Annotated in this window: 20 protein-coding genes and 1 pseudogene; 7 read left to right on the top strand and 14 right to left on the bottom strand. The window is 65.3% G+C overall.

What is annotated here, in order from left to right; all coding sequences use genetic code 11:
* Window positions 1-212 precede the first annotated feature (212 nt).
* Both KYG_RS05625 and KYG_RS05620 read left to right on the top strand, forming a co-directional pair.
* Window positions 213-653, top strand: coding sequence for an acyl-CoA thioesterase (locus KYG_RS05625; protein ID WP_008903878.1), 441 nt, complete (start codon window positions 213-215; stop codon window positions 651-653).
* Window positions 650-1,615 (top strand): EamA family transporter, encoded by a 966-nt coding sequence (locus KYG_RS05620; RefSeq protein WP_008903877.1) that lies wholly within the window; start codon window positions 650-652, stop codon window positions 1,613-1,615. Before KYG_RS05625 ends, KYG_RS05620 begins: the two co-directional genes overlap by 4 nt.
* A gap of 92 nt (window positions 1,616-1,707) precedes the next feature.
* Here KYG_RS05620 and pyrF read toward each other — a convergent pair whose 3' ends face one another.
* From pyrF to def, 9 genes and pseudogenes are all read right to left on the bottom strand, one after another.
* Window positions 1,708-2,535, bottom strand: coding sequence for an orotidine-5'-phosphate decarboxylase (pyrF, locus tag KYG_RS05615; protein WP_008903876.1), 828 nt, complete (start codon window positions 2,533-2,535; stop codon window positions 1,708-1,710).
* Window positions 2,536-2,702: 167 nt separating this feature from the next.
* On the bottom strand, window positions 2,703-3,260 hold the full coding sequence (locus KYG_RS05610) for a FlgO family outer membrane protein (protein WP_008903875.1): 558 nt from the start codon (window positions 3,258-3,260) through the stop codon (window positions 2,703-2,705).
* Window positions 3,257-3,946, bottom strand: coding sequence for a hypothetical protein (locus tag KYG_RS05605; protein ID WP_008903874.1), 690 nt, complete (start codon window positions 3,944-3,946; stop codon window positions 3,257-3,259). The genes KYG_RS05610 and KYG_RS05605 overlap by 4 nt, the downstream gene beginning before the upstream one ends.
* A gap of 210 nt (window positions 3,947-4,156) precedes the next feature.
* The gene (locus KYG_RS05600) at window positions 4,157-5,356 is read right to left on the bottom strand and encodes a phosphoglycerate kinase (protein WP_008903873.1); all 1,200 of its coding nucleotides are present in this window, start codon (window positions 5,354-5,356) and stop codon (window positions 4,157-4,159) included.
* 83 nt (window positions 5,357-5,439) lie between these two features.
* Entirely contained in the window at window positions 5,440-5,775 is a 336-nt protein-coding gene (locus tag KYG_RS05595) for an AzlD domain-containing protein (protein ID WP_008903872.1), read from the bottom strand.
* Window positions 5,772-6,596, bottom strand: a complete 825-nt coding sequence (locus KYG_RS05590; protein ID WP_008903871.1) for an AzlC family ABC transporter permease — start codon at window positions 6,594-6,596, stop codon at window positions 5,772-5,774. The genes KYG_RS05595 and KYG_RS05590 overlap by 4 nt, the downstream gene beginning before the upstream one ends.
* Window positions 6,593-7,581, bottom strand: a pseudogene (gene fmt, locus KYG_RS05585) (methionyl-tRNA formyltransferase). The gene KYG_RS05590 and the pseudogene fmt overlap by 4 nt, the downstream one beginning before the upstream one ends.
* A gap of 37 nt (window positions 7,582-7,618) precedes the next feature.
* A complete protein-coding gene (locus KYG_RS23225; RefSeq protein WP_008903870.1) occupies window positions 7,619-8,140 on the bottom strand; it encodes a hypothetical protein in 522 nt (173 codons plus the stop codon).
* A complete protein-coding gene (def, locus tag KYG_RS05575) occupies window positions 8,137-8,655 on the bottom strand; it encodes a peptide deformylase (RefSeq protein ID WP_008903869.1) in 519 nt (172 codons plus the stop codon). The genes KYG_RS23225 and def overlap by 4 nt, the downstream gene beginning before the upstream one ends.
* A 198-nt stretch (window positions 8,656-8,853) precedes the next feature.
* On the opposite strand from def, the gene KYG_RS05570 reads away from it, so the two are divergent.
* Both KYG_RS05570 and dprA read left to right on the top strand, forming a co-directional pair.
* Complete coding sequence (locus KYG_RS05570; RefSeq protein ID WP_008903868.1) at window positions 8,854-10,068, top strand: LysM peptidoglycan-binding domain-containing protein; 1,215 nt, start codon at window positions 8,854-8,856, stop codon at window positions 10,066-10,068.
* 88 nt (window positions 10,069-10,156) lie between these two features.
* Entirely contained in the window at window positions 10,157-11,344 is a 1,188-nt protein-coding gene (gene dprA / locus KYG_RS05565; protein ID WP_008903867.1) for a DNA-processing protein DprA, read from the top strand.
* Between the two features lie 80 nt (window positions 11,345-11,424).
* Here dprA and KYG_RS05560 read toward each other — a convergent pair whose 3' ends face one another.
* From KYG_RS05560 to KYG_RS05540, 5 genes are all read right to left on the bottom strand, one after another.
* Entirely contained in the window at window positions 11,425-13,797 is a 2,373-nt protein-coding gene (locus KYG_RS05560; RefSeq protein WP_008903866.1) for a DUF1631 domain-containing protein, read from the bottom strand.
* A gap of 17 nt (window positions 13,798-13,814) precedes the next feature.
* Window positions 13,815-14,765, bottom strand: a complete 951-nt coding sequence (gene secF, locus KYG_RS05555; protein ID WP_008903865.1) for a protein translocase subunit SecF — start codon at window positions 14,763-14,765, stop codon at window positions 13,815-13,817.
* Window positions 14,766-14,780: 15 nt separating this feature from the next.
* Window positions 14,781-16,670 (bottom strand): protein translocase subunit SecD, encoded by a 1,890-nt coding sequence (gene secD, locus KYG_RS05550; RefSeq protein ID WP_008903864.1) that lies wholly within the window; start codon window positions 16,668-16,670, stop codon window positions 14,781-14,783.
* 100 nt (window positions 16,671-16,770) lie between these two features.
* Window positions 16,771-17,106, bottom strand: coding sequence for a preprotein translocase subunit YajC (gene yajC, locus KYG_RS05545; protein ID WP_008903863.1), 336 nt, complete (start codon window positions 17,104-17,106; stop codon window positions 16,771-16,773).
* Between the two features lie 307 nt (window positions 17,107-17,413).
* Window positions 17,414-20,983: an indolepyruvate ferredoxin oxidoreductase family protein gene (locus KYG_RS05540; protein ID WP_008903862.1), complete on the bottom strand. Its 3,570-nt coding sequence runs from the start codon at window positions 20,981-20,983 to the stop codon at window positions 17,414-17,416.
* Window positions 20,984-21,174: 191 nt separating this feature from the next.
* On the opposite strand from KYG_RS05540, the gene KYG_RS05535 reads away from it, so the two are divergent.
* The 3 genes from KYG_RS05535 (at window position 21,175) to KYG_RS05525 (ending at window position 24,090) form a co-directional block, all read left to right on the top strand.
* Complete coding sequence (locus tag KYG_RS05535) at window positions 21,175-21,660, top strand: Lrp/AsnC family transcriptional regulator (RefSeq protein ID WP_008903861.1); 486 nt, start codon at window positions 21,175-21,177, stop codon at window positions 21,658-21,660.
* Window positions 21,661-21,814: 154 nt separating this feature from the next.
* A complete protein-coding gene (locus tag KYG_RS05530) occupies window positions 21,815-23,554 on the top strand; it encodes an MFS transporter (RefSeq protein WP_008903860.1) in 1,740 nt (579 codons plus the stop codon).
* A 104-nt stretch (window positions 23,555-23,658) separates the two neighbouring features.
* Entirely contained in the window at window positions 23,659-24,090 is a 432-nt protein-coding gene (locus tag KYG_RS05525) for a hypothetical protein (RefSeq protein ID WP_237707207.1), read from the top strand.
* Window positions 24,091-24,125: the final 35 nt, after the last annotated feature.

Genomic DNA, 24,125 nt, shown 5'->3' with positions numbered 1-24,125 from the left:
TGTCGGCAGCCGCCGACTGGCGTGCGGCACCAGCGGGTAATGCCCGGCGCCGCGCGAGGTGTAACGCAATGTAGGCGGGTGTGGGCCGTGGGGTTTTGACGCAGGTCAATCGGGCGGTGGCCGCGGGCAGCGACCCCTGCCGGTCTGCTGTGCCATGGCAGGCCAGGGCGGGCTGGAGAATAATGGGCCACCCCATTTCCGGAGCACCCTGCATGCACTCGATCACCTTGCGCTTTCTGGCGTCTGACAGCAGCCTTTTGCAGGCGGGCCGGGTGCCCGGCGGCGCCGTGCTGCGCTGGGTGGACGATGCGGGCCATGCGTGCGCCAGCGCCTGGTGCAAAGGCGCGTGCATCACCGAGTTCGTGGGCGGCGCCGACTTTGTCCGCCCCATCCGGCCCGGTGACCTGGTGGAAGTGCATGCGCGCCTGACCCACACCACCGCCGCCAGCATGAACCTGGCCGTGGAGGTGCGCAGCGCGGCCATCCACGGCGAACCGCTGCAGGATGTGGTGCATTGCGTGGCGGTCTACACCGCCGTGGACGCCGACGGCGCTCCCCGCGACATTGACCGGTGGACACCGGAGACCCCTGGCGATATTGCGCTGGCCCAGCGTGCGCAGGCGCACATCGACGCTGCGCGCGCCGCCCAATGACAGCGCAGGTGCAAGGGCCTGCCGCAGGCGCCCTGCGTGCGCGCGACCTGCTCGCCGCGCTGGCGGTGGTGATCCTCTGGGGTGTGAACTTTGTGGCCATGAAGTGGGGGCTGCGCAGCTTCAGCCCCTTTCAGCTGGGTGCCGCACGCTACCTGTGCGCCGCCTTGCCACTGGTACTGCTGGTGCGCCCGCCGCGTGTGCACTGGCGCTGGGTGCTGATGTTCGGGCTGTTCCAGGGCGTGGGGCAGTTCGGTTTTCTGTTCATCGGCCTGCAGGTGGGCATGACGGCGGGGCTGGCCAGCGTGCTGCTGCAGACCCAGGTGTTCTTCACCGCGCTGTTTGGCTTTGCCATGCTGCGCGAGCGGCCGGGGCTGCCCTTGCGGTGGGGCATGGTGCTCGCCGCGCTGGGGCTGGTGTGTTTTGCGATGAACTACGTGGGCCCCGGCTCTGGCGTGGGTGTGGCGGCCGCCACCACGCTGGGCGGCCTGCTGCTGACGCTGTGTGGTGCTGCCATGTGGGCGTCGTCCAACATCGTGGCGCGCCTGGCACAGCAGCAAAGCCCGGGGTATGACCCGCTGGCGTTTGTGATCTGGAGCAGCGCGGTGCCGGTGCTGCCGTTCGTGGCGCTGTCCGCCATGTTTGACCCCGACGCCGCGCGCTGGCTGCAATGGCAGACGCTGGCGAACGTGCCCCTGCTCGCCTGGGGATCGGTGGCCTACCTGGGCTGGGTCGCCACCATCGTCGGTTATGGGCTGTGGACCAACCTGCTGCAGCGCTACCCCGCCAACCGCGTGGCGCCGTTCAGCCTGGGTGTGCCGGTGGTGGGGCTGACCACGGGCTGGCTGGTGCTGGGCGAAGGCGTGGCGCCCTGGCAGTGGGCAGGCATTGCGCTGGTGGTGGCGGCGCTGGCCTGCGTGGTGCTGGGGCCCAAAATACAAGCCAAAATAGCCTCCAGCGCTTGATGGATAAGCGCGATAAGCTATATTTTTAGTAGCATTTCACTGAAGACGAACTGCGCTGTGCGAAGCGCCCCCCCGTCCAGAAGCTGCGGCTGCTAGCGCGGGCGGGCCGCTTCGAGCACGGCGCGGGTGCGCTGGGCCTCGGTGCGGGCAGCGGCTGCAAAGTCATCGCCCTTGGATGCATACAGGATGGACCGCGACGAGTTCACGATGATGGGCCCGCCTTCGCGCAGCCCGGCGCGCACGGTGGCCGCAGCATCGCCGCCCTGGGCGCCCACACCGGGGATCAGGAGCGGCAACGTGGGCGCAATGCTGCGCACGCGTTCGATCTCCTGCGGGTAGGTGGCACCCACCACCAGGCCCAGCTGGCCGTTCTTGTTCCACGGGCCTTGCGCCAGGCGCGCCACGTGTTCGAACATCAGCGGCTGGCCGTCAACGCTGGCCAGGCGCTGGGTCTGCAGGTCGTCGCCGCCCGGGTTGGAAGTCCGGCACAGCAGAAACGCGCCCTTGCCGTGGTAGGCCAGGTAGGGCTCGATGGAGTCAAAACCCATGAAGGGCGAGAGCGTGACCGCGTCGGCGCCGTAGCGCTCGAAGGCCTCCTTGGCGTACTGCTCGGCCGTGGAGCCGATGTCGCCACGCTTGGCATCCAGGATCACCGGCACGTGCGGTGCGTTGGCGCGCATGTGCTGCATCAGGCGCTCGAGCTGGTCTTCGGCGCCGTGGGCAGCAAAGTAGGCGATCTGCGGCTTGAAGGCACACACGAGGTCGGCTGTGGCGTCCACGATGGCAGCGCAAAAATCGTAGATCTTGTGCGCATCGCCCTGCATCCCCGCCGGGAAGCGCGTGGGCTCCGGGTCCAGGCCCACGCACAGCAGGGAGTTGTTTTGCGCCGTGGCGTCGCGCAGCATGTCGGTGAAAGTCATGGCGGCGATTTTAGGTGCGTCGGCACCGGCCGCCGCAGACAGCCGGCCTGGCCAGCGGGCCGCGACCGTGAAGCATTCGCCGCAGCCATTGAAAAAGGCCGTCGAAACGGCCTTTTCCTTCTATTTGATGCGCAGGGGCAAAGCTGGCTCGCCCCTTATGCCCCGGATTAACGCTGAACAGCCAGCAGGCGCTGCACATCCCGGTCATTGGGAAGTGCGTAGTCGTAACCACGGATGATGCGTGTGTCCTCGGTGCGCACAAGCTTGAGGCTCACGTAGGTGTAGTTGGCAGCGGCCGAATACGTTCCCACCAGCACCATCGAGGCATTGTGGTTGCGTGCAATGTCCTTGAGTTCGCGGGACAGGAGCAGCTCCCCCGTACCTTCGCGCACAAACACGTCGCCGCGCAGCTTGATTTCCTTCACGTTGAAACCGCTGGTGGCCATGTGTGACGCGTACTGCTCCGACAGCGTGCGACCCAGGGGGGCCGAGCGGCTCAGATCGTTCACGTTGACGATCGTGGCAACAAGCACCGGGCCACCGCCCGCTGCGGCGACATCAAAGCCTGTCGTCAGCTTGTTCACCGCGTCGCGGCTGCTGGTCAGAAACTGGCTGCTCGCGGCTTCCTGGTAGGTGGGCTCTGTGCGGACAGGCGCGCCGTTGGTGGCGCAACCGGCCAGCAAGGCTGCTGCGGCCAACGTGGTCAGGAGTGCTGCGGATTTCATTGCGAAACTACCTTCATGTTGACGTTCTTGTAGTACGAGGGACGCAGGAACAGCGGCGTATCCGCATTCTCCAGGTAGTACACATCGGTCTTGCGCGCCACATACTGGCCGCCGCGGGTCACGGTCGTGGTCAGGATCAGCTCGGTGTTGGTCGGGCCACCCGAGTTGATGCTGGCACCGTAGTCGGCCAACGAGGCGAGGCCCAACGTGGCCAGCAACTGGGCATCCAGGTGCTCATGGCGCAGACCGTAGGCCGCCATCAGGCCTGCTGCGATCATCGTGAACTGGCCGGGAATGAAATGGGGGCGCGCGCTGTTGTGACGAACCAGCTGCGTGTTGTAGGTCACATTGAGCGTCTGACCAGGATCCTGCAGCACGGGGGCACCGTTTTGCACGAGCTTGGTGATCAGGAAATCGCGGAACGCCAGGTCAAAAGCGCTGGGATTGGGGGGCAACGCGACGTGCAGCTGTGTGCCCGACGGCATGCCTGCCTTGTCCAGCGTGCTCAGCGTCTGGGCCACCACGTCGTTGGAGACGAGTTCCCAGTGGCCTGCAGAGCGCACCTTGGGTTGCACGGTCAGCTCAAAATTCTCCGCCAGGGGAATCGGCGAACGATAAGCACATCCCGCCAAAGTAGCCACAGCGCCAGCGATCACCGCCAAGCTGACTGCCTTTGAAAATTTCATGATTCCCTCCTACGGACTTTGAGAGGCGCGGACATAAACGGATACATCCCACGCGATTGAAAAATAATTCTGGGCGCGATACTCAACAAAAACAAGAAAAAAATGAGGTAACTGCGCCCAGACACTCGCGATTCGTTGTTTTTGGTCACAGTTTGGCGCGGCCGCTTACGACACTGGCGCATTTGATTGCACGCGGTTTCGTAACCGTCTTCACTTTTCAGTAACGGATCGTTTTTCCAGTATCTCGAAGGCAGGAAGCGTTTTGCCTTCAAGCACTTCCAGAAAAGCGCCGCCGCCGGTAGAGATATATCCCACCTGCTTCTCGATGCCGTACTTGGCGATGGCGGCCAGCGTGTCGCCACCGCCCGCAATGCTGAAGGCAGGGGACTCAGCAATGGCATTGGCCAGCACGCGGGTGCCGTTTTCGAAGGCTGCAAACTCAAACACGCCCACCGGGCCGTTCCAGACGATGGTGCCTGCGGACTTGAGCTGGGTGGCGAGCCGGGCGGCGGTTTCGGGGCCGATGTCCAGGATGAGGTCGTCCTCGGCGACGTCGGTGGCCGCCTTGACGGTGGCGGGCGCATCAGCGGAAAACGCCTTGGCGGTGACCACGTCGGTAGGGATCGGCACCTCCGCGCCGCGCGCCTTCATGGCGGCGATCACGGCGCGTGCTTCGTCCAGCAGGTCGGGCTCGGCCAGGCTTTTGCCGATGGGCAGGCCGGCTGCGAGCATGAAGGTGTTGGCGATTCCGCCGCCCACAATGAGCTGATCCACCTTGTCGGCCAGGCTCTTCAAGATGGTGAGCTTGGTGGACACCTTGGAGCCCGCCACGATGGCCGCCAGCGGCCGCTGCGGATGGGCCAGGGCCTTGGTCAGGGCGTCGATCTCGGCCGACAGCAGCGGGCCGGCACATGCGATGGGGGCGAACTGCGCGATGCCATAGGTTGTGCCTTCGGCGCGGTGGGCGGTGCCAAAGGCATCGTTCACGAAGATGTCGCACAGGGCGGCCATCTTGCGGGCCAGGTCTTCCTTGTTCTTTTTCTCGCCCACGTTCAGGCGGCAGTTCTCCAGCAGCACGACCTGACCAGGGGCAACCGTCACGCCATCGACCCAGTTTGCGACGAGGGGAACCTCACGGCCCAGCAACTCGGCCAGGCGTGCGGCCACGGGGGCCAGCGAGTCTTCGGGCTTGAACTCGCCCTCGGTCGGGCGCCCCAGGTGGCTCGTCACCATGACGGCCGCTCCCGCATCCAGCGCCATGCGGATGCAGGGGATCGAGGCGCGGATGCGGGTGTCTTCGGTGATGCGGCCGGCATCGTCCTGGGGAACGTTCAGGTCGGCACGGATGAAAACGCGCTGGCCTTGGGCCTTGCCCTGGGCGCACAGATCGGAAAAGCGGAGGATGTTCATGGGGAAGGCTTCCTGGAGAGGCTCGTGAATCAGGGCCGCCATTTTAGGCGGCGCCCCGGGCGTCCCCGCTGCGGTAAAGCGCCCTACCAGCCCCAGCCAATGTGCAGCGGCAGGTACACCGCCATGCCGACGACGATTGTGCCCAGGATGCCGCGCCGCCAGAAGTAATACGCAGTGGCACACAGGACCGCGGGGATCCGCGCGTCCATGAAGGTGCCGATGAGCTCGCCCTGCGTCATCAGGATCTCGGGCGCGATCACGGCCGTCAGGGCGGCCAGCGGCGCGTACTTGAGCCCACGCTTGAGCCAGTCTGGCAGGGGCAATTCACGCTCCGGGAGCATGAAGAACGAGCGCGAAACCACGGTGATGACGGCAAGGCCCAGGATGGCGATGGCGGATTCGAGCCAGGCGCCGTTCATGGATGGCGCTCCTCGCGCAGCGGCACCACATCGCCCGCCTCCACCTGCTCGCGCTCTTCGGGCGGCAGCACGCTGTCTGCCGGCAGCAGGACCAGCGCAGGCTTGTGGCGGCGGCGGTCCACCGCCTCCATCAACAGGCCCGCTGCCACCGCTGCCGCAATGGCGACCAGGATGTTGAGCTTGAGCGGCAATGCAAACGCTGCAATGGCCGCTGTGGCAGCCACCCCGGTGGCCAGCCATGTTGCGCGATCAAACAGCAGTGACAGGAGCACGCCCAGCAACGCCAGCACCCCCGCAAAGCCCAGGCCCCACGACAAGGGGACAGCGTTGGCCAGCAGGATTCCGGCAATCGACGGCACCTGCCAGGCCAGCCAGTTGGTGCTGGCAGCGCCCCAGAAGTACGGCACCTGCTCGGGCTGGGGGCGGGGCTCAGGGAAGCGCTTCATGAAGGCGACATAGATCACATCGCCACTGAAATAGCCCACAGCCAGACGCTGGCGCAGCGGCAAATGCGCAAAGTAGCTGCGCCACATGCTGCTGAAAATCACAAAGCGCAGGTTCACACAACTGGCCGTCAGCCAGATGACCCACAGCGGCGCCCCCACCGCCATCAGCGGAATTACCGCCAGCTGGGCACTGCCCGCGTACACCACCAGCGACATGAAAAGCGCCATGCCCACCGGCATTCCGCTCTTGACCATGGCCACACCGGTGACCAGACCCCAGGCAGCAATACCCAGCGAGGTGCCGGCCATGTCCGTGGCGGCTAGACGGAAATCGGGGTGGCGCAGCGTGCTGCTGACAGTGGCCCTGCGGCTCATGCCGACGTCTTTGCGCGGGATGCTGCAGTGCCCAGCTCCATACCAGGCTGCAGATCAAAGCCCCGCAAAAATTCCGCCGCGGCCAACCGTTTGCCACCGGCGCGCTGCAAGGTTGTCAGGTGCAACGCCCCCACGCCGCAAGCGACGGTCACGCCCCGACTGCTTACAGACAAAATACGGCCGTAGCGCTTGTCTGTATTGGATAGTTCGCTATCAATTTCGCACCCCCACACCTTGATGGTTTCGCCGCCGCAGTCGGTGCTGGCCCCAGGGAAGGGATCGAACGCCCGGATGCGCCGGGCGATGGCCGTGGCAGGCATCGACCAGTCAATGGTGCTTTCCACTTTTTCGATCTTGTGCGCATAGGTGATGCCTTCGGCCGGTTGCGGCACGGGGGTGAGTCCGCCGCAGGCGGCCAGCTCCAGCGCTTCCACAATCAGCCGCCCCCCAGCGCGGCCAGCCGGTCGTGCAATGAGGCCGTGGTATCTGCGGGCGAAATGACCAGCCACTCCATCAGGAGCATGGCGCCTGTGTCCAGGCCCGCGTCCATCTGCATGATGGTGACGCCGGTTTCCGGATCGCCGGCCTCGATGGCGCGGTGGATCGGCGCCGCACCGCGCCAGCGCGGCAGCAAGCTGGCGTGGATGTTCAGACACCCTCTGGCCGGCAGGTCCAGCACCCACTGCGGCAAGATCAGCCCATAGGCTGCCACGACCATCACATCGGCCCCCGCAGCCACAAGCGCTTCACGCGCCGCTGCAGCGTCTTGGGGGTGTTTGCCATCCAGACGCAGGCTCCGTGGCTGGACAACGGGAATCGCATGCTCCTGGGCCAGTTGCTTGACCGGCGACGCCTGCAACTTCATGCCGCGGCCGGCTGGGCGGTCGGGCTGCGTCAGTACAAGGGGTACGTCAAAGCCTGCGACCAGCAGGTCGCGCAGCGCCACACGGGCAAATTCGGGGGTTCCGGCAAATGCGACGCGCAAGCGGCCACGGCCGCCGCTGGCAGCGGCGCCCTCGGCGTCAGCGATAGCGGCCATCGCTGCGGTCCGTGTCGTCCAGGATTTCCGTGCGCACCACGGCGCCAGCGGTACCAAAATGCAGGACGGCCACGCGCAGATATTGGTTGTCCAGGAACCGATAGGCCCAGCGGGCAGGCTCGGCCCGCTCGACCTGGTCGCGGCCCGCGGGCAACCCAAAGGTACGCTGCACCTCGGCGCGGTGCCAGCCTTCCTTGCCCGCAGCCTCGAAACGCTCGCGCGTGCGTGTCTGCTCGGTGCGGACCAGCCGGTCATTGGCGTCGAAGTCAAACACGTCGGTGCGGTTGGCAACGGGTTCGTTGGTATAGATCAGGCGTCGGCCACCGTCCGGCACGTCGTACAGACCGCGCGGCGTGCCCCAGCGGGCCAGCACAGCGTCGCGGGTTTCGCCTACTTGCGGCATGCGGGCCGCGCCCAGGTTGAGGTTGCCGCCGCCAGCGCAGCCGGCCAGCACGGCGCCCGCCACCAGCACCGCCGCTGCATGCTGCATCGCGGGGCGCGTCATGCGCGTGCTCCGCGTTCGCGCTGCTGCTGCTTGACCATCTTGGTCTTGATGCGGTTGCGTTTGAGGGGGGAGAGATATTCCACAAACACCTTGCCCATCAGGTGGTCCATCTCGTGCTGGATGCACACCGCCAGCAGGCCGTCGGCCTCGATAACACGGGACTGGCCCTGGGCGTCCAGCGCCCGCACATGCACGGCGTCAAAACGCTCCACCCCGTCGTAAATGCCGGGTACGGAGAGGCAGCCCTCGTCGTTGACGTGCCTTTCGGCACTGGTCCAGACGAGTTCGGGATTGATCAGCACAAGGGGTTGGTCGCGCTCTTCAGACACATCGATCACCACCAGCCGTTCGTGCACGTCGACCTGGGTTGCAGCCAGACCAATGCCGTGCGCGTCGTACATCGTGGCCAACATGTCAGAAACGAGCGCCCGGATGCGGTCATCCACCGCCTCGACGGGGCGGGCGACCTTGTGGAGCCGGGGGTCCGGGTAACAGAGAATGGGAAGGATTGCCATGGAAGCAGGTAATAGATGTCGCTATTTTCGCCACTTTTAGGGCCGGCCGCCGTGCCGCCAGCCAATAATCGTTGCCGAATCAAGGGCTTGAGCAGAGAATCTAAGAAGGTTTGTAACGTATTTACTCGGTTCGCGTGAGCTCCGCACGCCGAGTTGCCAGCGAGGGGGCGTTTTCCAATGCACGAAAAAAGGAACAACATGTCAGCTTTTACCAGCGTGCGGCGAACCGCCCTGGGCGCGCTCACCATCATCGCTGGCGCGTTGCTGGTCTCACCAGCCCATTCCCAGAACTATCCCATCTCCAGCGGGCAGCGCGCAACAGCGCAGCAGGTGTCCGAACGCGGCATTCCCCTGTCTGAGCTGGCGCCCAATGCACCGGACACCTACACGGTACAACGCGGCGATACGCTGTGGGGCATCTCCGGCATTTATCTCAAGCGCCCTTGGCGCTGGCCAGAACTGTGGGGCATGAACCTCCAGACAATTTCCAACCCGCACCTGATCTATCCAGGGCAGACGCTTTATCTGGACAAGGACGGCAGCTACGCAAGGCTGCGCACCACGCCCCCGGGCATGCAGTCGTCCGAGCCTCAGACCGTGCGCGTCTCCCCCCGCACGCGCAGCGACAGTCTGGCGAACACGGCCATCCCCACCCTCAAGCCGCATCTGATCGAACCGTTCCTGGTGGAGCCCCTGGTGGTGGATGCGGATGTGCTGCAACGCGCGCCCCGCATCGTTGCCACCACCGAAGAGCGCGTGCTGATGGCCAGCGGCGACCGCGCCTACGTCCGCGGGGATGCCTCTGCGCCTGTCCGCGCCGAGCCCGGTGAACCCCGTTACTTCCGTGTTTTCCGTGACGCCGTGGCGCTCAAGGATCCTGTCTCGGGTGAAATTCTCGGCTATGAAGCGCAATACCTCGGCAAGGCGGAACTGGTACGCGGGGAGTCTTTTGAGGACATTCCGAACGGCAAGGGTGGCATGGTTTCCGAATACATCCCCGCCACGGTAGATCTCTCCGCCACCAAGGAAGAAATCCGTGCCGGCGACCGTATCCTGCCTGCACCTGCCCGCGTCTTTACCAGCTATACACCCCGGGCACCCCACATCGACGTGGAAGCGCGGGTCGTATCCATCTATGGCAGTTTCTCTGCGGCCTACGCCGCACAGAATCAGGTTGTTGCCATCAATATGGGCGCGCAGGACGGCATCGAGCCCGGCCACGTGCTTTCGCTGCTCACCAAGGGTGACCGCATCAAGGACACGACGGACAGCGCAAAAGCCGTGATCAAACTTCCTAGCGAAAGCAACGGTACTGCGATGGTGTTTCGTACCTTTGACCGCGTGTCGTACGCCCTGCTGCTGGAGATTCGCAGCGGCGTGCGCGTGGGCGACCGACTGGTGAACCCGGATTGAACCTGTCGTCCCAGCTGCAGCGTTGAATTTGCACCGCGCAGTGCGGTGCATGGCGCGAATACCTGTGGCTTGACCTGCTGAATCCACGATGGACCGCGATGAGTTGGCAGCGTGGCTGCGCCTGACCCTGACCGAGGGGGTGGGGAATGGCGCCGCTCGCCGCCTGCTGGCACGTTTCGGGATGCCACAGACCATCTTCCTGCAAGGTGAACACGCCCTGCAGGAATGCGTCACGCCGCTCCAGGCCCGCGCACTGCGCGCCCAGCCCGCCGCATGGGAGACCCTGGTGGACACCACCTGGCAGTGGCTGGAGGGTGCTGAGCCGTCCGGACCAGCCCGGGCAGTGGTCACGCTCGGCGACACCCGGTACCCGCAGCCGCTGCTGGACACCGAGGACCCACCGCTGCTGATGTATGTCATGGGCCCTGCCCGGCTTGTTGCGCAGGCCCCGTTTTCTGGCCAACGGTGCCTCGCCGTGGTCGGAAGCCGCAACCCCACCGCTCAGGGCGCGGAGAACGCGCGCCTTTTCGCAAGATCGCTGCGCTCGGCAGGACTCACCATCGTCTCGGGGCTCGCTCTGGGCGTGGACGCTGCTGCGCACGAGGGGGCACTGGAAGGCGGTGCCGACGTTTCGTCGCAGGACAGCCCCGCCACCATTGCCGTGGTGGGCACCGGGCTGGATCGCGTCTATCCCCGCAAGAACCTCGATCTCGCACACCGCATCGCCAGCCACGGCCTGCTGGTCAGTGAATATCCTCTGGGTACACCGCCACTGGCGGCCAACTTTCCCAAACGCAATCGCATCATCTCCGGTCTTTCCCAAGGCACCCTTGTGGTGGAGGCGGCGTTGGCGTCCGGATCCCTGATCACCGCCCGCATGGCCGCCGAACAAGGCCGCGACGTGTTTGCCATCCCCGGCTCCATCCATGCGCCCCAATCACGGGGTTGCCACGCACTCATCCGGCAAGGAGCCAAACTGGTGGAGTCTGCACAGGACGTGCTGGAGGAGCTGCGCCTGCCGCCTGCGCCAGCGCCGCTGGCGCCTTCCCCGGCCGACGGCGCGCAGCCGCACCACAGCAGTAGTAGCGCGGCACAACACCCCCCGGAAACGCCACTGCTGCAGGCGCTCGGGTTCGATCCGATGGGGGTTGATGCACTGGTCGCTCGCACGGGTATCGATGCGGCGTCGCTGCAGGTTGAACTGCTGGAGCTGGAACTGGCCGGCCACGTGGCCCGTTTGCCCGGAGGGCTGTACCAGCGACTCGGGCGGGCCTGATACGGCGAAGGTTCCCTGCAGCCAGGCAGAGACGCTGCCACAGAAAACCGGTCGTTCGGCGGCCAGACCCGGGCGGCTCCCTAGTCGAGCAGGCGCTCGGGATTCGCATCCAGCTTGGCCAGGGCATCGCGCGTGGCGCGCAGGGTCAGCCCTTCCTCATCCTGTGCCACAAGCAAGCCGGCTTGCAGGTAGGCCGCCAGCCTGCGCAACTGGATCAGGTAGCTGCTGCCATCGACCGCAGCAAACAGGTGCAGCTGTTTGCGCTGGCTCTGCCACGCATACTGCACCTGGGCCGAAGCACCGTTGTGATCAAGGGTGTACCAGGTGCCAGGCTGCAGTTCCTGGGCCCACACCACCATGGCTTCGTCCACCGGGGCACCGTTGTCGGCAATCACATGGATCGACGAGGCATCAATGCCCAGCATCATTTCAATATTGTCGGCATTGAGCGGCATGTCGCCAAGGACCGCATCGCCGATGAAGTCCTCCAGATTGGCAAGCCGCTTGGCCATCGCATCAATGTGGGCTTGCGGAATCGATGCCGTTTTCGAGAGAAACGCGTCTGCCAACGTGTCTGTGAGCACCTTGATCTGCGCATCCTGGGGCGCACCGGTGACCCCCATCAGGACCAGGCCCTGGCGAAGGCGTTGCAACAAGCTGGGAAGGTTCTGAATGACCTGCGCCCGATCGCTGCGGTTGGGCTTGGCACTGGCAGCCCAGACCAGATCGGCGGCCGTGCGCTTGAGCGAGATCGTGTCGGCATGCTGCGGGCCGTCACGCACGGCCGACATGGCCAGCACCTCGGCCCAGGTCTTGAAAAGAAACTCCCGGATCTCGTCCCGCACCGGCATGTCGCGCAGCATGGTGCGAAGCTCGATCGTGTACTGGATCGCCAGTGTCTCCTTCTGCTCCACCTGCTGGGCCACAGAGACAAGGCGCGACGTGGCCTGTTTCTCGGTGAGGAACTTGGCGAGGAATTTCTCGAACTCGTCATACACCAGCTGGAACACGCGGCGACCGGTTTCGGGATACTGCTCGATCACCTGCACCACGCGGCGGATTTCGGCTTCCAGCGCGCTGCCATTGATGCTGGTGGCGTCAAAACCCATGACACATGCGCCCATGCGGTCGATCAGCTGACGCGCGGGGTGGTTGAGGTTGCTGAAGAACTCCGGTTCTGCCAGTGCCACGCGCAGAACCGGCACCTGCAGCCGCGCAAACCACACGCGCACTGCGGGCGGGATGCGGTCTTCCGCCAGGATGCTCTGGAACATCAGCGCCACCACTTCGATGATGGCTTTTTCCCCGGCGGTGGAGGCCTTTTTCTTGAGTTCGGTCGAGCGTTCGCGCACGACGCCGGCCAACTGCACCACGGCCGCAGGGCTGTAGTCTTCCATCAACGTGGCAACGCCGCTGTAGTAGGTATCCGCGTGCACACGGTGCGCGGTGAGGGCATGGGCCAGCGCCGCCGAAGCCGGCGGGGCATTGACCATGTCGAACCCGGTGGCAGGCTGAGTCAGCAGCCTGCGCAATTGCCCCATGACCCCATGGGCACGCTGGCGGGCGCGCGCCAGCGGGGTCATGCCCGTGGCGAATGCAGTGGGCATGCCATGCTGCGGGTAGCCCGGTGGCGGCACCCGCGGCGGGTTCGGGTACGTGGGGCGTCCACCACCCTGCGGCGGCATACCCCCGCGTGCGGCCGCCATGGCCTCGCGGGTCTGGGCGAGGGCCTGGGAAGCCAGCCCGCCCGCGCCAGATTCGCTGCCGGCACCACTGCCGGTGACTGCGCCTCCGGCCGTGCGCCGTACGCGCGATTTCAGGTCCGCCTGGGGCGTCACGCCCTGCTCCACATAAAACACGTTGACGGCCTGGTACTGCTTCTGGAGGAGGTTGGCCAGTTCCCGCTGCAGCGGGTCCACCACGGTCTGCAGATCGGTGCGCGGCAAGCCCGCCTCCACCCACTGCTCCACCAGGAACAGGCATACCGCTTCGGGACGCAGGATGTCGGTGCTGTCCAGCTCCTGCCCTTCCAGCGATTGCGTGCGCTGGCGCAGCGTGTCGAACTGTGGGCTGACCTGTTCGCTCACCGTCAGGGCCATGCGGGAGGCAAGAATCTTGTTTTCCACCACATCGTCGCTCAGCAACTCGAACTGGGCGCCCGCACCGCCGGTTGCCAATGCACCGCGCGTGGTGCTGATGTGGGGTGCCAGGGCCTCGCGCCAGGCTTTGCCGGTGCGCTCGGTCCAGGCGGCATGGTGCTGCTGGTAAAGCATCCAGGCGTCGCGGCGCGACTGCATTTCACGGGCCGTGCCCGTCTGGGTCATGAGCGTCGTCAGGAAATCCTGGACGGTCTTGTCAAGGTCCGGCAGCCCGGCGCATATGCCCTCTACAAACCGCTGGCGCGCCTGGCGGGCCAGGCGGCGCTGCGGTACAGAAGGGGGCGTGGGCTGCATGTCCCGATATTAGCGGTTCAGACGGTGGCCCCGGCATGGGGATCGTTCGGATCCCCATCTTTTCGGGCAGGCTTCACAAGATCCTCGCGTTTGACGCCCAGCCACATCGCAATGGCGGCTGCCACGAACACGGACGAATAGATGCCGAAAAGGATACCGATGGTGAGCGCCAACGCAAAGTAATGGAGACTGGGGCCTCCGAAGAAGAACATCGACAACACCATGGCTTCGGTGGAGGCGTGGGTGATGATGGTGCGGCTCATCGTACTGGTGATGGCGTGGTCAATCACCTCAGCGGTGGTCATCTTGCGGTACTTGCGGAATGCCTCACGGATCCGGTCGAAGATCACAACCGACTCGTTCACCGAATACCCCAGCACGGCCAGCACGCCCGCCAAAACAGCCAGAGAAAATTCCCACTGGAAGAAGGCAAAAAACCCCAGGATGATCACCACGTCATGCAGGTTGGCAATCACGGCCGCCACGCCGAATTTCCACTCAAACCGCATGGCCAGGTAGATCACGATTCCCAGCACCACCATGCCCAGAGCCATCAGCCCGCCATGCACCAGTTCCTCGCCCACCTGGGGGCCAACGAATTCGGTGCGGCGCAGCGTGACCTCCGGATTGGCGGCTTTGAGAGCTTCCAGTACCTGCTCACTCTGCTGTGCCGACGTAACACCCTTTTGCACGGGCAGGCGGATCATCACGTCCCGCGACGTGCCGAAGTTTTGCACGATGACATCCGAGTAACCCAGCCCGGACACCGTTTCACGCACCTTGCCGATATCGGCCGTCTGGGTGTATGCCACTTCCATCACGGTACCGCCGGTGAACTCCACGGAAAGGTGAAGACCCCGCGTGATCAGGAAAAAGACCGCCAGCGCAAAGGTGATGAAGGAGATCGCGTTGAGCACCAACGCGTACTTCATGAACGGGATGTCTTTTTTGATGCGAAAGAACTCCATGTTCTTGTTCCTTATTTAGGGGTTCTTTGAGGTCAAGGCCGTGGCATCGGCCTCAGGCCTCCACACGGTACCGATGGACACCGTCTTGAGCTTCTTCTGGCGACCGTACCAGAGGTTCACCAGCCCGCGCGAGAAAAACACCGCAGAGAACATGCTGGTCAGAATGCCGATGCAGTGCACCACGGCAAAACCGCGCACCGGGCCCGAGCCGAAGGCCAGCAGCGCCAGGCCGGCAATCAGCGTCGTGACGTTGGAGTCCAGAATGGTGGACCAGGCGCGCTCATAGCCTGTGTGGATGGCCGCCTGTGGCGACACGCCTGCCCGCAGTTCTTCACGAATGCGCTCGTTGATCAGCACGTTGGAGTCGATGGCAACTCCCAGCGCCAGCGCCATGGCGGCAATGCCCGGCAGCGTGAGCGTGGCCTGAAGCATGGACAGCACGGAGATGAGCAACAGTACGTTGACCGCCAAAGCCACCGTGGAGAACACGCCGAAAAGCGCATAGTAGATGCACATGAATGCCGCGATGGCCACCATGCCCCAGACAACGCTGTCGATGCCACGCTCGATGTTGTCCGCACCCAGGCTGGGGCCAATCGTGAATTCCTCGATGATTTCCATCGGCGCGGCCAGCGAGCCGGCGCGCAGCAGCAAGGCAGTGTCGTTGGCTTCTGCAGTGGTCATGCTGCCGGAGATCTGCACGCGGCCTCCGGCGATTTCCGTACGGATCACCGGCGCCGTCACCACCTCGCCCTTGCCCTTTTCGAACAGGATGATCGCCATGCGCTTGCCGACGTTCTCGCGCGTGATGTCGCGGAAGATGCGCGAGCCCTTGGCATCCAGCGTGAGGTTCACGGTGGGTTCCTGCGTCTGGCCGTCAAAGCCTGGCTGCGCATCGGTCAGGTTCTCGCCGGTCAGGATGACCTGCTTCTTCACGATGACCGCCTGGCCAGTACGCTCCAGATAGCGCTCGGAGCCAAACGGCACCGGGCCACGGCCCGTCTCAGCGGCGCGGGCTTCGGTGCCTTCGTCCACCAAGCGCACTTCCAGTGTGGCGGTGCGGCCCAGAATGCGCTTGGCCTGGGCGGTGTCCTGCACGCCGGGCAGCTGGACCACGATGCGGTCCAGGCCCTGCTGCTGGATCACGGGCTCGGCCACGCCCAGTTCGTTGATGCGGTTGTGCAGCGTCACCATGTTCTGCTTGAGCGCCTGGTCCTGCACCTGGCGGGTCGCCTCGGGCTTGATCGTGGCGCGCAGTTTGAACTCGGTGCCCTCGGGGCTGCTGGTGGTCTGCAGGTCGGCAAACTGGTCGGTGATGAGGTTGCGCACCGCCGTCAGCATGGCTTCGTCACGCACCCGGATGTCCACCGCCTGGCCGTCACGGCTGATGCCGCCATGGCGGATGTTCTTGTCGCGCAGCGCCGTGCGCAGGTCGCCGGCATAAGACTCCGCCTTTTTGGTCAGGGCGGCCTGCATGTCCACCTGCAGCATGAAGTGCACGCCGCCGCGCAGGTCCAGCCCCAGGTACATCGGGTTGGCGTGCAGGGCTTTGAGCCACAGGGGCGAGCGCGAGATCAGGTTCAGCGCCACCACGTACGAGGGATCGCTCTCATCCGGCACCAGGGCCTTCTGGATGGCGTCCTTGGCCTTGAGCTGGGTGTCGGGCGTATCAAAACGCGCACGCACCGAGCCGCCTTCCAGCGCGACAAAGTCGGCGTTGACGCCCGCGGCCTTGAGCGCATCCTCCACCCGCTGCTGCACTGCGGCATCCACCTTGACGGTGGCCTTGGCAGACGAAACCTGCACCGCAGGCGCCTCGCCAAAGAAGTTGGGCAAGGTGTACAGGATCCCCACCAGCAGCACGATCACCAGGATCGCGTATTTCCAGACCGGATATCGGTTCATGATCGCGCTCTTACCTCTCGGAAAGCTTCAAAGGGCGGCGTGCTCGCAAGCCGGCCGCCCCATTGGGTTCACTCAACTAGCCCCAGGGGCTGACTCTTGCTTATTTGACCGAGCCCTTGGGCAGCACCTGCACCACGGCGCTGCGCTGCAGCTGCACTTCCACGCCGCTGGCGATCTCGATGTGCAGGAAACCTTCGGACAGGCGCGTGACCTTGCCAACGATGCCGCCTGCAGTGGCCACTTCATCGCCCTTGGCGATGGCTTCGATCATGGCGCGGTGTTCCTTCTGGCGCTTCATCTGGGGGCGGATCATGACGAAGTACAGCACCACAAACATCAACACCAGGGGCAGCATGCCCGTGAGTGTGGACATCATGTTGCCGCCTTCGGCGGCGGCAGCGGGTGCGGTTTGGGCAAAAGCGGAAGAAATAAACACGGACGGGACTCCACAAACGGATGTTCAAAATTCACGGCACCCACCCCGGGCGCGCACGGGCGCCGTGTGCGGGGCGGAACAGGGCATTGTATGCGGCCCCCCGCCCTTTGCCTCCAAGGGAAGACCCAAGCACGCGCCGGGTGTTAGCGCAACGCTGAACCAGGCCCTCACGCGCCAGGCGCCCTGCAGCAACCGAACCTTCAAAAATATGCATCAAAAACGGCTCTGGCGCTTATCCATCAAGCGCCAATAGCTACATTTTTGATAGCGAATGACGCTGAAACAGCGGGCAAGCGCCCGCCGTGTCTCAGGCCACCTTGCGCGTTGCGGTGGCGCCGCTGCGCCACTGGGCCATCAGGCCGTCCCACTTGGGGCGTGCCGCTTTCAGGTGGCGCTCCTTCACGTGGCCATAGCCCCGGATTTCTTCGGGGATGCGGGCAATCTCTGCCGCAAGCGCCAGGTTGTCGGCATTCAGGCGGGCCAGCAGCTCGTCGATGCAGGCGCGGTATTCCACGATCAGCGCGCGCTCCATGCGGCGCTCCTCGGTCTTGCCGAACACATCGAGCGCCGTGCCGCGCAGGCCTTTCATCTTCGCCAGCAGGCCGAAGGCGCTGCGCATCCACGGGCCAAACGGCTGCTTGACCAGCTCGCCCTTGTCGTTCTTCCTGGCCGTCAGGGGCGGCGCCAGGTGGTGCACCAGCTTGTAGTCGCCTTCGAACATGTTCGCGATCTTGTCCGTGAAGGCCTGGTCGATGTGCAGTCGCGCCACTTCGTACTCGTCCTTGTAGGCCATGAGCTTGAACAGGTAGCGGGCCACGGCCTCGGACAACTTTGTGCTGGTGCCCAACTTGGCTTCTGCCGCCTTCACCTTCTCGACAAAGGCCTGGTAGTCGGCGGCGTAGGCGGCGTTCTGGTAGCCGGTCAAAAACTCCACGCGCTTGGCGACCATCTCCGACAGCGACGGCTTCTTGACGAACTGGATCACCTGCGCCGCAGCAAACAGCGCCTGCACCGACGCCAGATCATGCGCGCAGCGGCGGCCCCATTCGAAGGCGGCCTTGTTGTTGTCCACCTGCACGCCGTTCAATTCCATGGCGCGCATCAGCGATGGGAGCGTGAGCGGCACGCGGCCCTTTTGCCAGGCGTAGCCCAGCATCAGCGGGTTGGTGTAGATGCTGTCGCCCAGCAGCTGCGTGGCCACCTGCTCGGCGTCAAAGCTGCCCACCCCACCCGCACCCACGGCAGCGGCAATGGCGGTGTCGCAATTGGCGCCGGGGAACTGCCAGTCCGGGTTGGTCACGAACGCCGCGGTGGGCGTGCTGTGGGTGTTCAGCGCCACAAAGGTGCGGCCCGGCTGCATCACAGCCAGCGTGTACTTGTGCGCCGCCACGATGGAATCACACCCGATCACCAGGTCCGCCTTGGCGGTATCGACCTTGGTGGTGTAGATGGCTTCGGGGCGGTTGGCGATCTGGATGTGGCTCCAGGTGGCGCCGCCCTTTTGCGCCAGGCCACCGGCGTCCTGCGTGATGACGCCCTTGCCATCCAGGTGCGCCGCCATGCCCAGCAGCGAGCCGATGGTGATCACGCCCGTGCCGCCCACGCCACCCACCACGATGCCCCAGGCGCTTTCGGCCACGGGCAGCACGGGTTCAGGAATGGAGGGCAGCGCCGACAGGTCGCCCTTCTTTTCCTTTTTGGGCTTCTTGAGCTTGCCGCCCTCCACCGTCACGAAGCTCGGGCAGAAGCCGTTCACGCACGAGTAGTCCTTGTTGCAGGTGCTCTGGTTGATGCGGCGCTTGCGGCCGAATTCGGTCTCCACGGGCTCGACGGAGAGGCAGTTGGACTTGGTCGAGCAGTCGCCACAGCCCTCGCACACCAGCTCGTTGATGACCACGGTCTTGTCGGGCGTGGCCAGCGTGCCACGCTTGCGGCGGCGGCGCTTTTCGGTGGCGCAGGTCTGGTCGTAAATGATGACCGTGCAGCCCCTGATCTCGCGGAACTGGCGCTGCAGCGTGTCGAGCTCGTCGCGGTGGTGCACCGTCACGCCCTCGGCCAGCGCCACGCCGTCGTACTTGTGCGGCTCGTCGGTCACGATGATCAGCTTGACCACGCCCTCGGCCTTGAGGCTGTTCATGATCTGCAGCACCGAGTGGCCCTCGGGCCGCTCGCCCACCTGCTGGCCACCGGTCATGGCCACGGCATCGTTGTAGAGCACCTTGTAGGTGATGTTGGTGCCCGCCGCGATGCTCTGGCGGATGGCCAGCAGCCCGCTGTGGAAGTAGGTACCGTCGCCCAGGTTGGCAAACACGTGCTGGTCGGTGGTGAACGGCGCCTGGCCCACCCAGGTCACGCCTTCGCCGCCCATCTGCGTGAAGGTGGACGTGTTGCGGTCGGGCATCCAGTTGGCCATGTAGTGGCAGCCGATGCCGGCCACGGCGCGCGAGCCCTCGGGCACGCGGGTGCTGGTGTTGTGCGGGCAGCCGCTGCAGAACCACGGGGCACGCTCGCCGGTGTCCACCTTCAGCTCCGTCATGGCGCGTTCGCTGGCTTCGATGACGGCAATGCGCGAATCCATGCGCGCGATGATGTCGCTCGATACGCCCAGCTTCTTCAGGCGCTTGGCAATCGCCTTGGCGATGATGGCGGGCGTCAGGTCGGCCTTGGCACGCAGCAGCCAGTTCTGACTGGGGTTGGGCATCGACCATTCGCCGCCGGTGGCATCGCCTTCGGGCTCGTCGAACTTGCCCAGCACATTGGGGCGCACGTCGGCGCGCCAGTTGTACAGCTCTTCTTTCAGCTGGTATTCGATGACCTGACGCTTTTCCTCCACCACCAGGATCTCTTGCAGGCCTTGTGCAAAGTCGCGCGTGATGGTGGCTTCGAGCGGCCACACCACGTTGACCTTGTGCACGCGGATGCCCAGCTGGCGGCAGGTGTCGTCGTCCAGGCCCAGGTCCACCAGCGCCTGGCGTGTGTCGTTGTAGGCCTTGCCGCTGGCAATGATGCCGAAGCGGTCGTTTTGGCCTTCGATGACGTTGTAGTTGAGCTTGTTGGCGCGGATGTACGCCAGGGCCGCGTACCACTTGTAGTCCATGAGGCGCGCTTCCTGCTCCAGCGGCGCATCGGGCCAGCGGATGTGCAGGCCGCCCGGCGGCATCGCGAAGTCTTCGGGCATCACAATCTTCACGCGGTCGGGGTCGATGTTGATGCTGCTGGAGGACTCCACCACCTCCTGGATGGTCTTCATGCCCGACCACACGCCCGAGAAGCGGCTCATGGCAAACGCGTGCAGGCCCATGTCCAGAATCTCCTGCACGCTGCTCGGGAAGAACACCGGCAGCCCGCAGGCCTTGAAGATGTGATCGCTCTGGTGCGCGGCGGTGGACGATTTGCTGATGTGGTCGTCACCCGCAATGGCAATCACGCCGCCGTGCTGGGCCGTGCCCGCCATGTTGGCGTGCTTGAAAACGTCCGAGCAGCGGTCAACGCCCGGGCCCTTGCCATACCAGATGCCGAAGACGCCGTCGAACTTCTTGCTTTGCGGGTACAGGTCCAGCTGCTGCGTGCCCCACACGGCCGTGGCACCCAGCTCTTCGTTCACACCGGGCTGGAAGACGACGTTGTTGGCGGCCAGGTGCTTCTTGGCGGCCCACAGCGCCTGGTCATACGTGCCCAGCGGAGAGCCCCGGTAGCCGCTGATGAAACCGGCGGTGTTCAGGCCCACCATGGCATCGCGCTGGCGCTGCAGCATGGGCAGGCGGACCAGGGCCTGCACCCCGCTCATGAACGCCCGGCCGTGGTCCAGCGCGTATTTGTCGTCGAGCGTGACGGTCTCGAGGGCCTTGCGAATGTGTTCCGGCAATGGGGCGTTCATGGCTATGTCTCCAATGGCTTTTTTTGGGGGATGTGCGCCTTGTGGGCGCACCTGGGCAGCGCAACGCGGCCCGTTTAGGGCTGCCGCACTAGTGTGCAGAGAAGTGTATGTCTGCGTCGCTGATATGTCTTTGCGTTCTGTGCCGTGTTTAGGCTATTCTGAGAAAGGATCTTTCTTCTGGCAGCCCTTTTGTGAACACTCTCGACAAATTCGACATCGCCATCCTCAACGAGCTGCAGGCTGACGCGCGTCTGACGAATGCCGAGTTGGCCCAGCGTGTGGGCCTCTCGGCCGCGCCCTGCTGGCGCCGCGTGCGGGCGCTGGAAGAGCAAGGCTTCATCAAGGGCTACCGCGCCGAGATCGACCGGCACAAGATTGGCCTGGGGGTGCTGGCCTTTGTGCGGCTGGATGCCGACCGCAGCACCGGCAACCTCACGCGCAAGATGGAAGAGGCCATCCGCCAGATCCCGGAGGTGGTGTCGTGCCACTACATCAGCGGCACCGGTACCTTCGAGCTGCAGGTGGTGGCGCGCGATCTGGACAGCTTCTCCCAGTTCGCACGCGATGTGCTGCTGAACCTGCCGAACGTGAAAGACATGCACACCAGTTTCTCGCTGGGCGAGGTCAAGGCCAGCAGCGCCTTGCCCCTCACGCACCTGGCCAGACCACGATCCTGATTGCTATTTATTTGATAGCTGTTGGCGCTTTCTGAATAAGCGCAAAAACCTGTTTTGACCATGTTTCTCGATGGGCAAACCATGCCCATGACCCGGTCCGGGTCGCCCCCGGCGCGGCTGCGCTGCACGGCAAGCCGTCGCACAATCGGCGGACATGCCCCCATTGCCGTCCCACGAAAGCACGCGCAGCGTTGCACCCCCGCCTTCGCCTGACCACCCGGCGCAGGACCCGGCCGCAGACCGCGCCGCACCCTCCCAGGGCAACGACGCCACGGTGACCGCACAGCTGGAAGAAGGCGCGCCCGCAGCCATCGCCACCGCCCCCGCTTCCGCCTCGCTCTCACCCCTGGCCCCCCTGTCCGTCCCCGTGTTCCGCATGCTCTGGCTCACCTGGGTGGCGGCCAACACCTGCATGTGGATGAACGACGTGGCGGCCGCCTGGCTCATGACCACGCTGACCACCTCGCCCATCCTGGTGGCGCTGGTGCAGTCGGCGTCCACGCTGCCGGTGTTCCTGCTCGGCCTGCCCAGCGGGGCGCTGGCCGACATCCTGGACCGGCGGCGCTACTTCATCGCCACGCAGTTCTGGGTGGCGGCCGTGGCGGTGGTGCTGTCGATTGCCATCGTGTCGGGCGGCATGACGGCCCCGCTGCTGCTGGCGCTCACCTTTGCCAACGGCATTGGCCTGGCCATGCGCTGGCCGGTGTTTGCGGCCATCGTCCCGGAGCTGGTGAGCCGCCCGCAGCTGCCCGCCGCGCTGGCGCTCAACGGCGTTGCCATGAACGCCTCGCGCATCATCGGCCCCTTGCTGGCGGGCGCCATCATCGCCAGCGCGGGCAGTGCCTGGGTGTTTGTGCTCAACGCGGTGCTGTCCGTCATTTCCGCCTTCACCATCATGCGCTGGAAGCGCGTGCACACGCCCAGCCCGCTGGGCCGCGAGCGCCTGACCAGTGCCATGCGCGTGGGCCTGCAGTTTGTGCGCCAGTCGCCGCCCATGCGGGCGGTGCTGTGGCGCATCTCCATCTTCTTTCTGCATGCCACCGCGCTGCTGGCGCTGCTGCCGCTGCTGGCCAAGGGCCTGGACGGCGGCGATGCCGGCACCTTCACGCTGCTGCTGGCCAGCATGGGGGCGGGCGCCATCACGGCCGCCATGTTCCTGCCGCGCCTGCGCCAGGCCATGGCGCGCGATGCGCTGGTGATGCGCGGCACCATGCTGCAGGCACTGGCCACCGCGGCGATGGCCGTGGCGCCCAACGTGGTCGTGGCGGTGCCCGCGATGTTCGTGGCGGGTATGGCGTGGATCACCACCGCCAACTCGCTCTCGGTGTCGGCCCAGCTCGCGCTGCCCAACTGGGTGCGGGCGCGCGGCATGTCGATCTACCAGATGGCCATCATGGGCTCCACCGCCCTGGGCGCCGCCGTGTGGGGCCAGGTGGCCACGGTCAGCGATGTGCACCTGAGCGTGGGCATCGCTGCCGCCACGGGCGTGGTGGCGATGGCGCTGGTGCAGCGCCTGGTGGCCGACCGCAGCATGGAAGAAGACCTGAGCCCTTCGCGCGCCTTCAAGGCGCCCGTGGCCGAGGTGCCACCGGGCGCGGGCCACCTGGTGGTCACCATCGAGTACTTCATCGACCCCGCCCGCGCCGACGAATTTCGCGCCGTGATGCAGGAAAGCCGCCGCAGCCGCCTGCGCCAGGGCGCCCTGGGCTGGCAGCTGCTGCACGACATCAGCCAGCCCGCGCGCTATGTGGAGCGCATCGAGGACGAGTCGTGGACCGAACACCTGCGCCGCTTTGACCGCGTGACCGCCTCCGACGTCGCGCTGCGCGACCGCAAGCTGGCCTTCCACGTAGGCGATGCGCCGCCGCGGGTGACGCGGTGGGCGGTGGAGTAGGCGCCTGCGTGCGCGGGGCCTTCCCCGGCTTCGCCTACCATGGCGGCCTTCCCAGCCTGACCGCGCGCCCCTGGCGGGGCCGCTTCTTTCGCATGCCGAGCTATTTGCGTTCTGTCCTCTGGACACTGGCCCTTGGGGCCCCTGCCATCCACGCTGCAACCGCCGACCCCGCCCTGCTCGGCTGCTGGCGCGCCGCCAAAATTGTGTTGACCACGCCGGAGGGCGAAAAAGCCGAGGACACCTCGGGCCGCTGCACGCTGCGGTTTCAGGAAGACCAGTTCGAATCGATCTGCAAGACCACCAGTGGCACGGCAACCACCACCTACCGCTACCGCATTGCGCGCCCCCAGGTGTACGCGGCAACCATGGCGGCCAGCACGTTCAAAACGGAGATGGTGGGCTCGACGCGTGAATACGAATACCGCATCGACGGCGACCAGCTGCGCACCGTGACGGTGCCCCCGTCCATGGCCTTCGCTGCCGCGGCGTCGGCGCAACGGGTAGAGACCGAAGCGGTCAGGGCGCCGTGCCCCTGAGGGCAGTATTTGCTATTGATTCAATAGCTGTCAGC

The organism is Acidovorax sp. NO-1, from assembly GCF_000238595.1.
Classification (GTDB): domain Bacteria; phylum Pseudomonadota; class Gammaproteobacteria; order Burkholderiales; family Burkholderiaceae_C; genus Acidovorax.
This window is presented reverse-complemented; position numbering and strand designations above follow the sequence as displayed.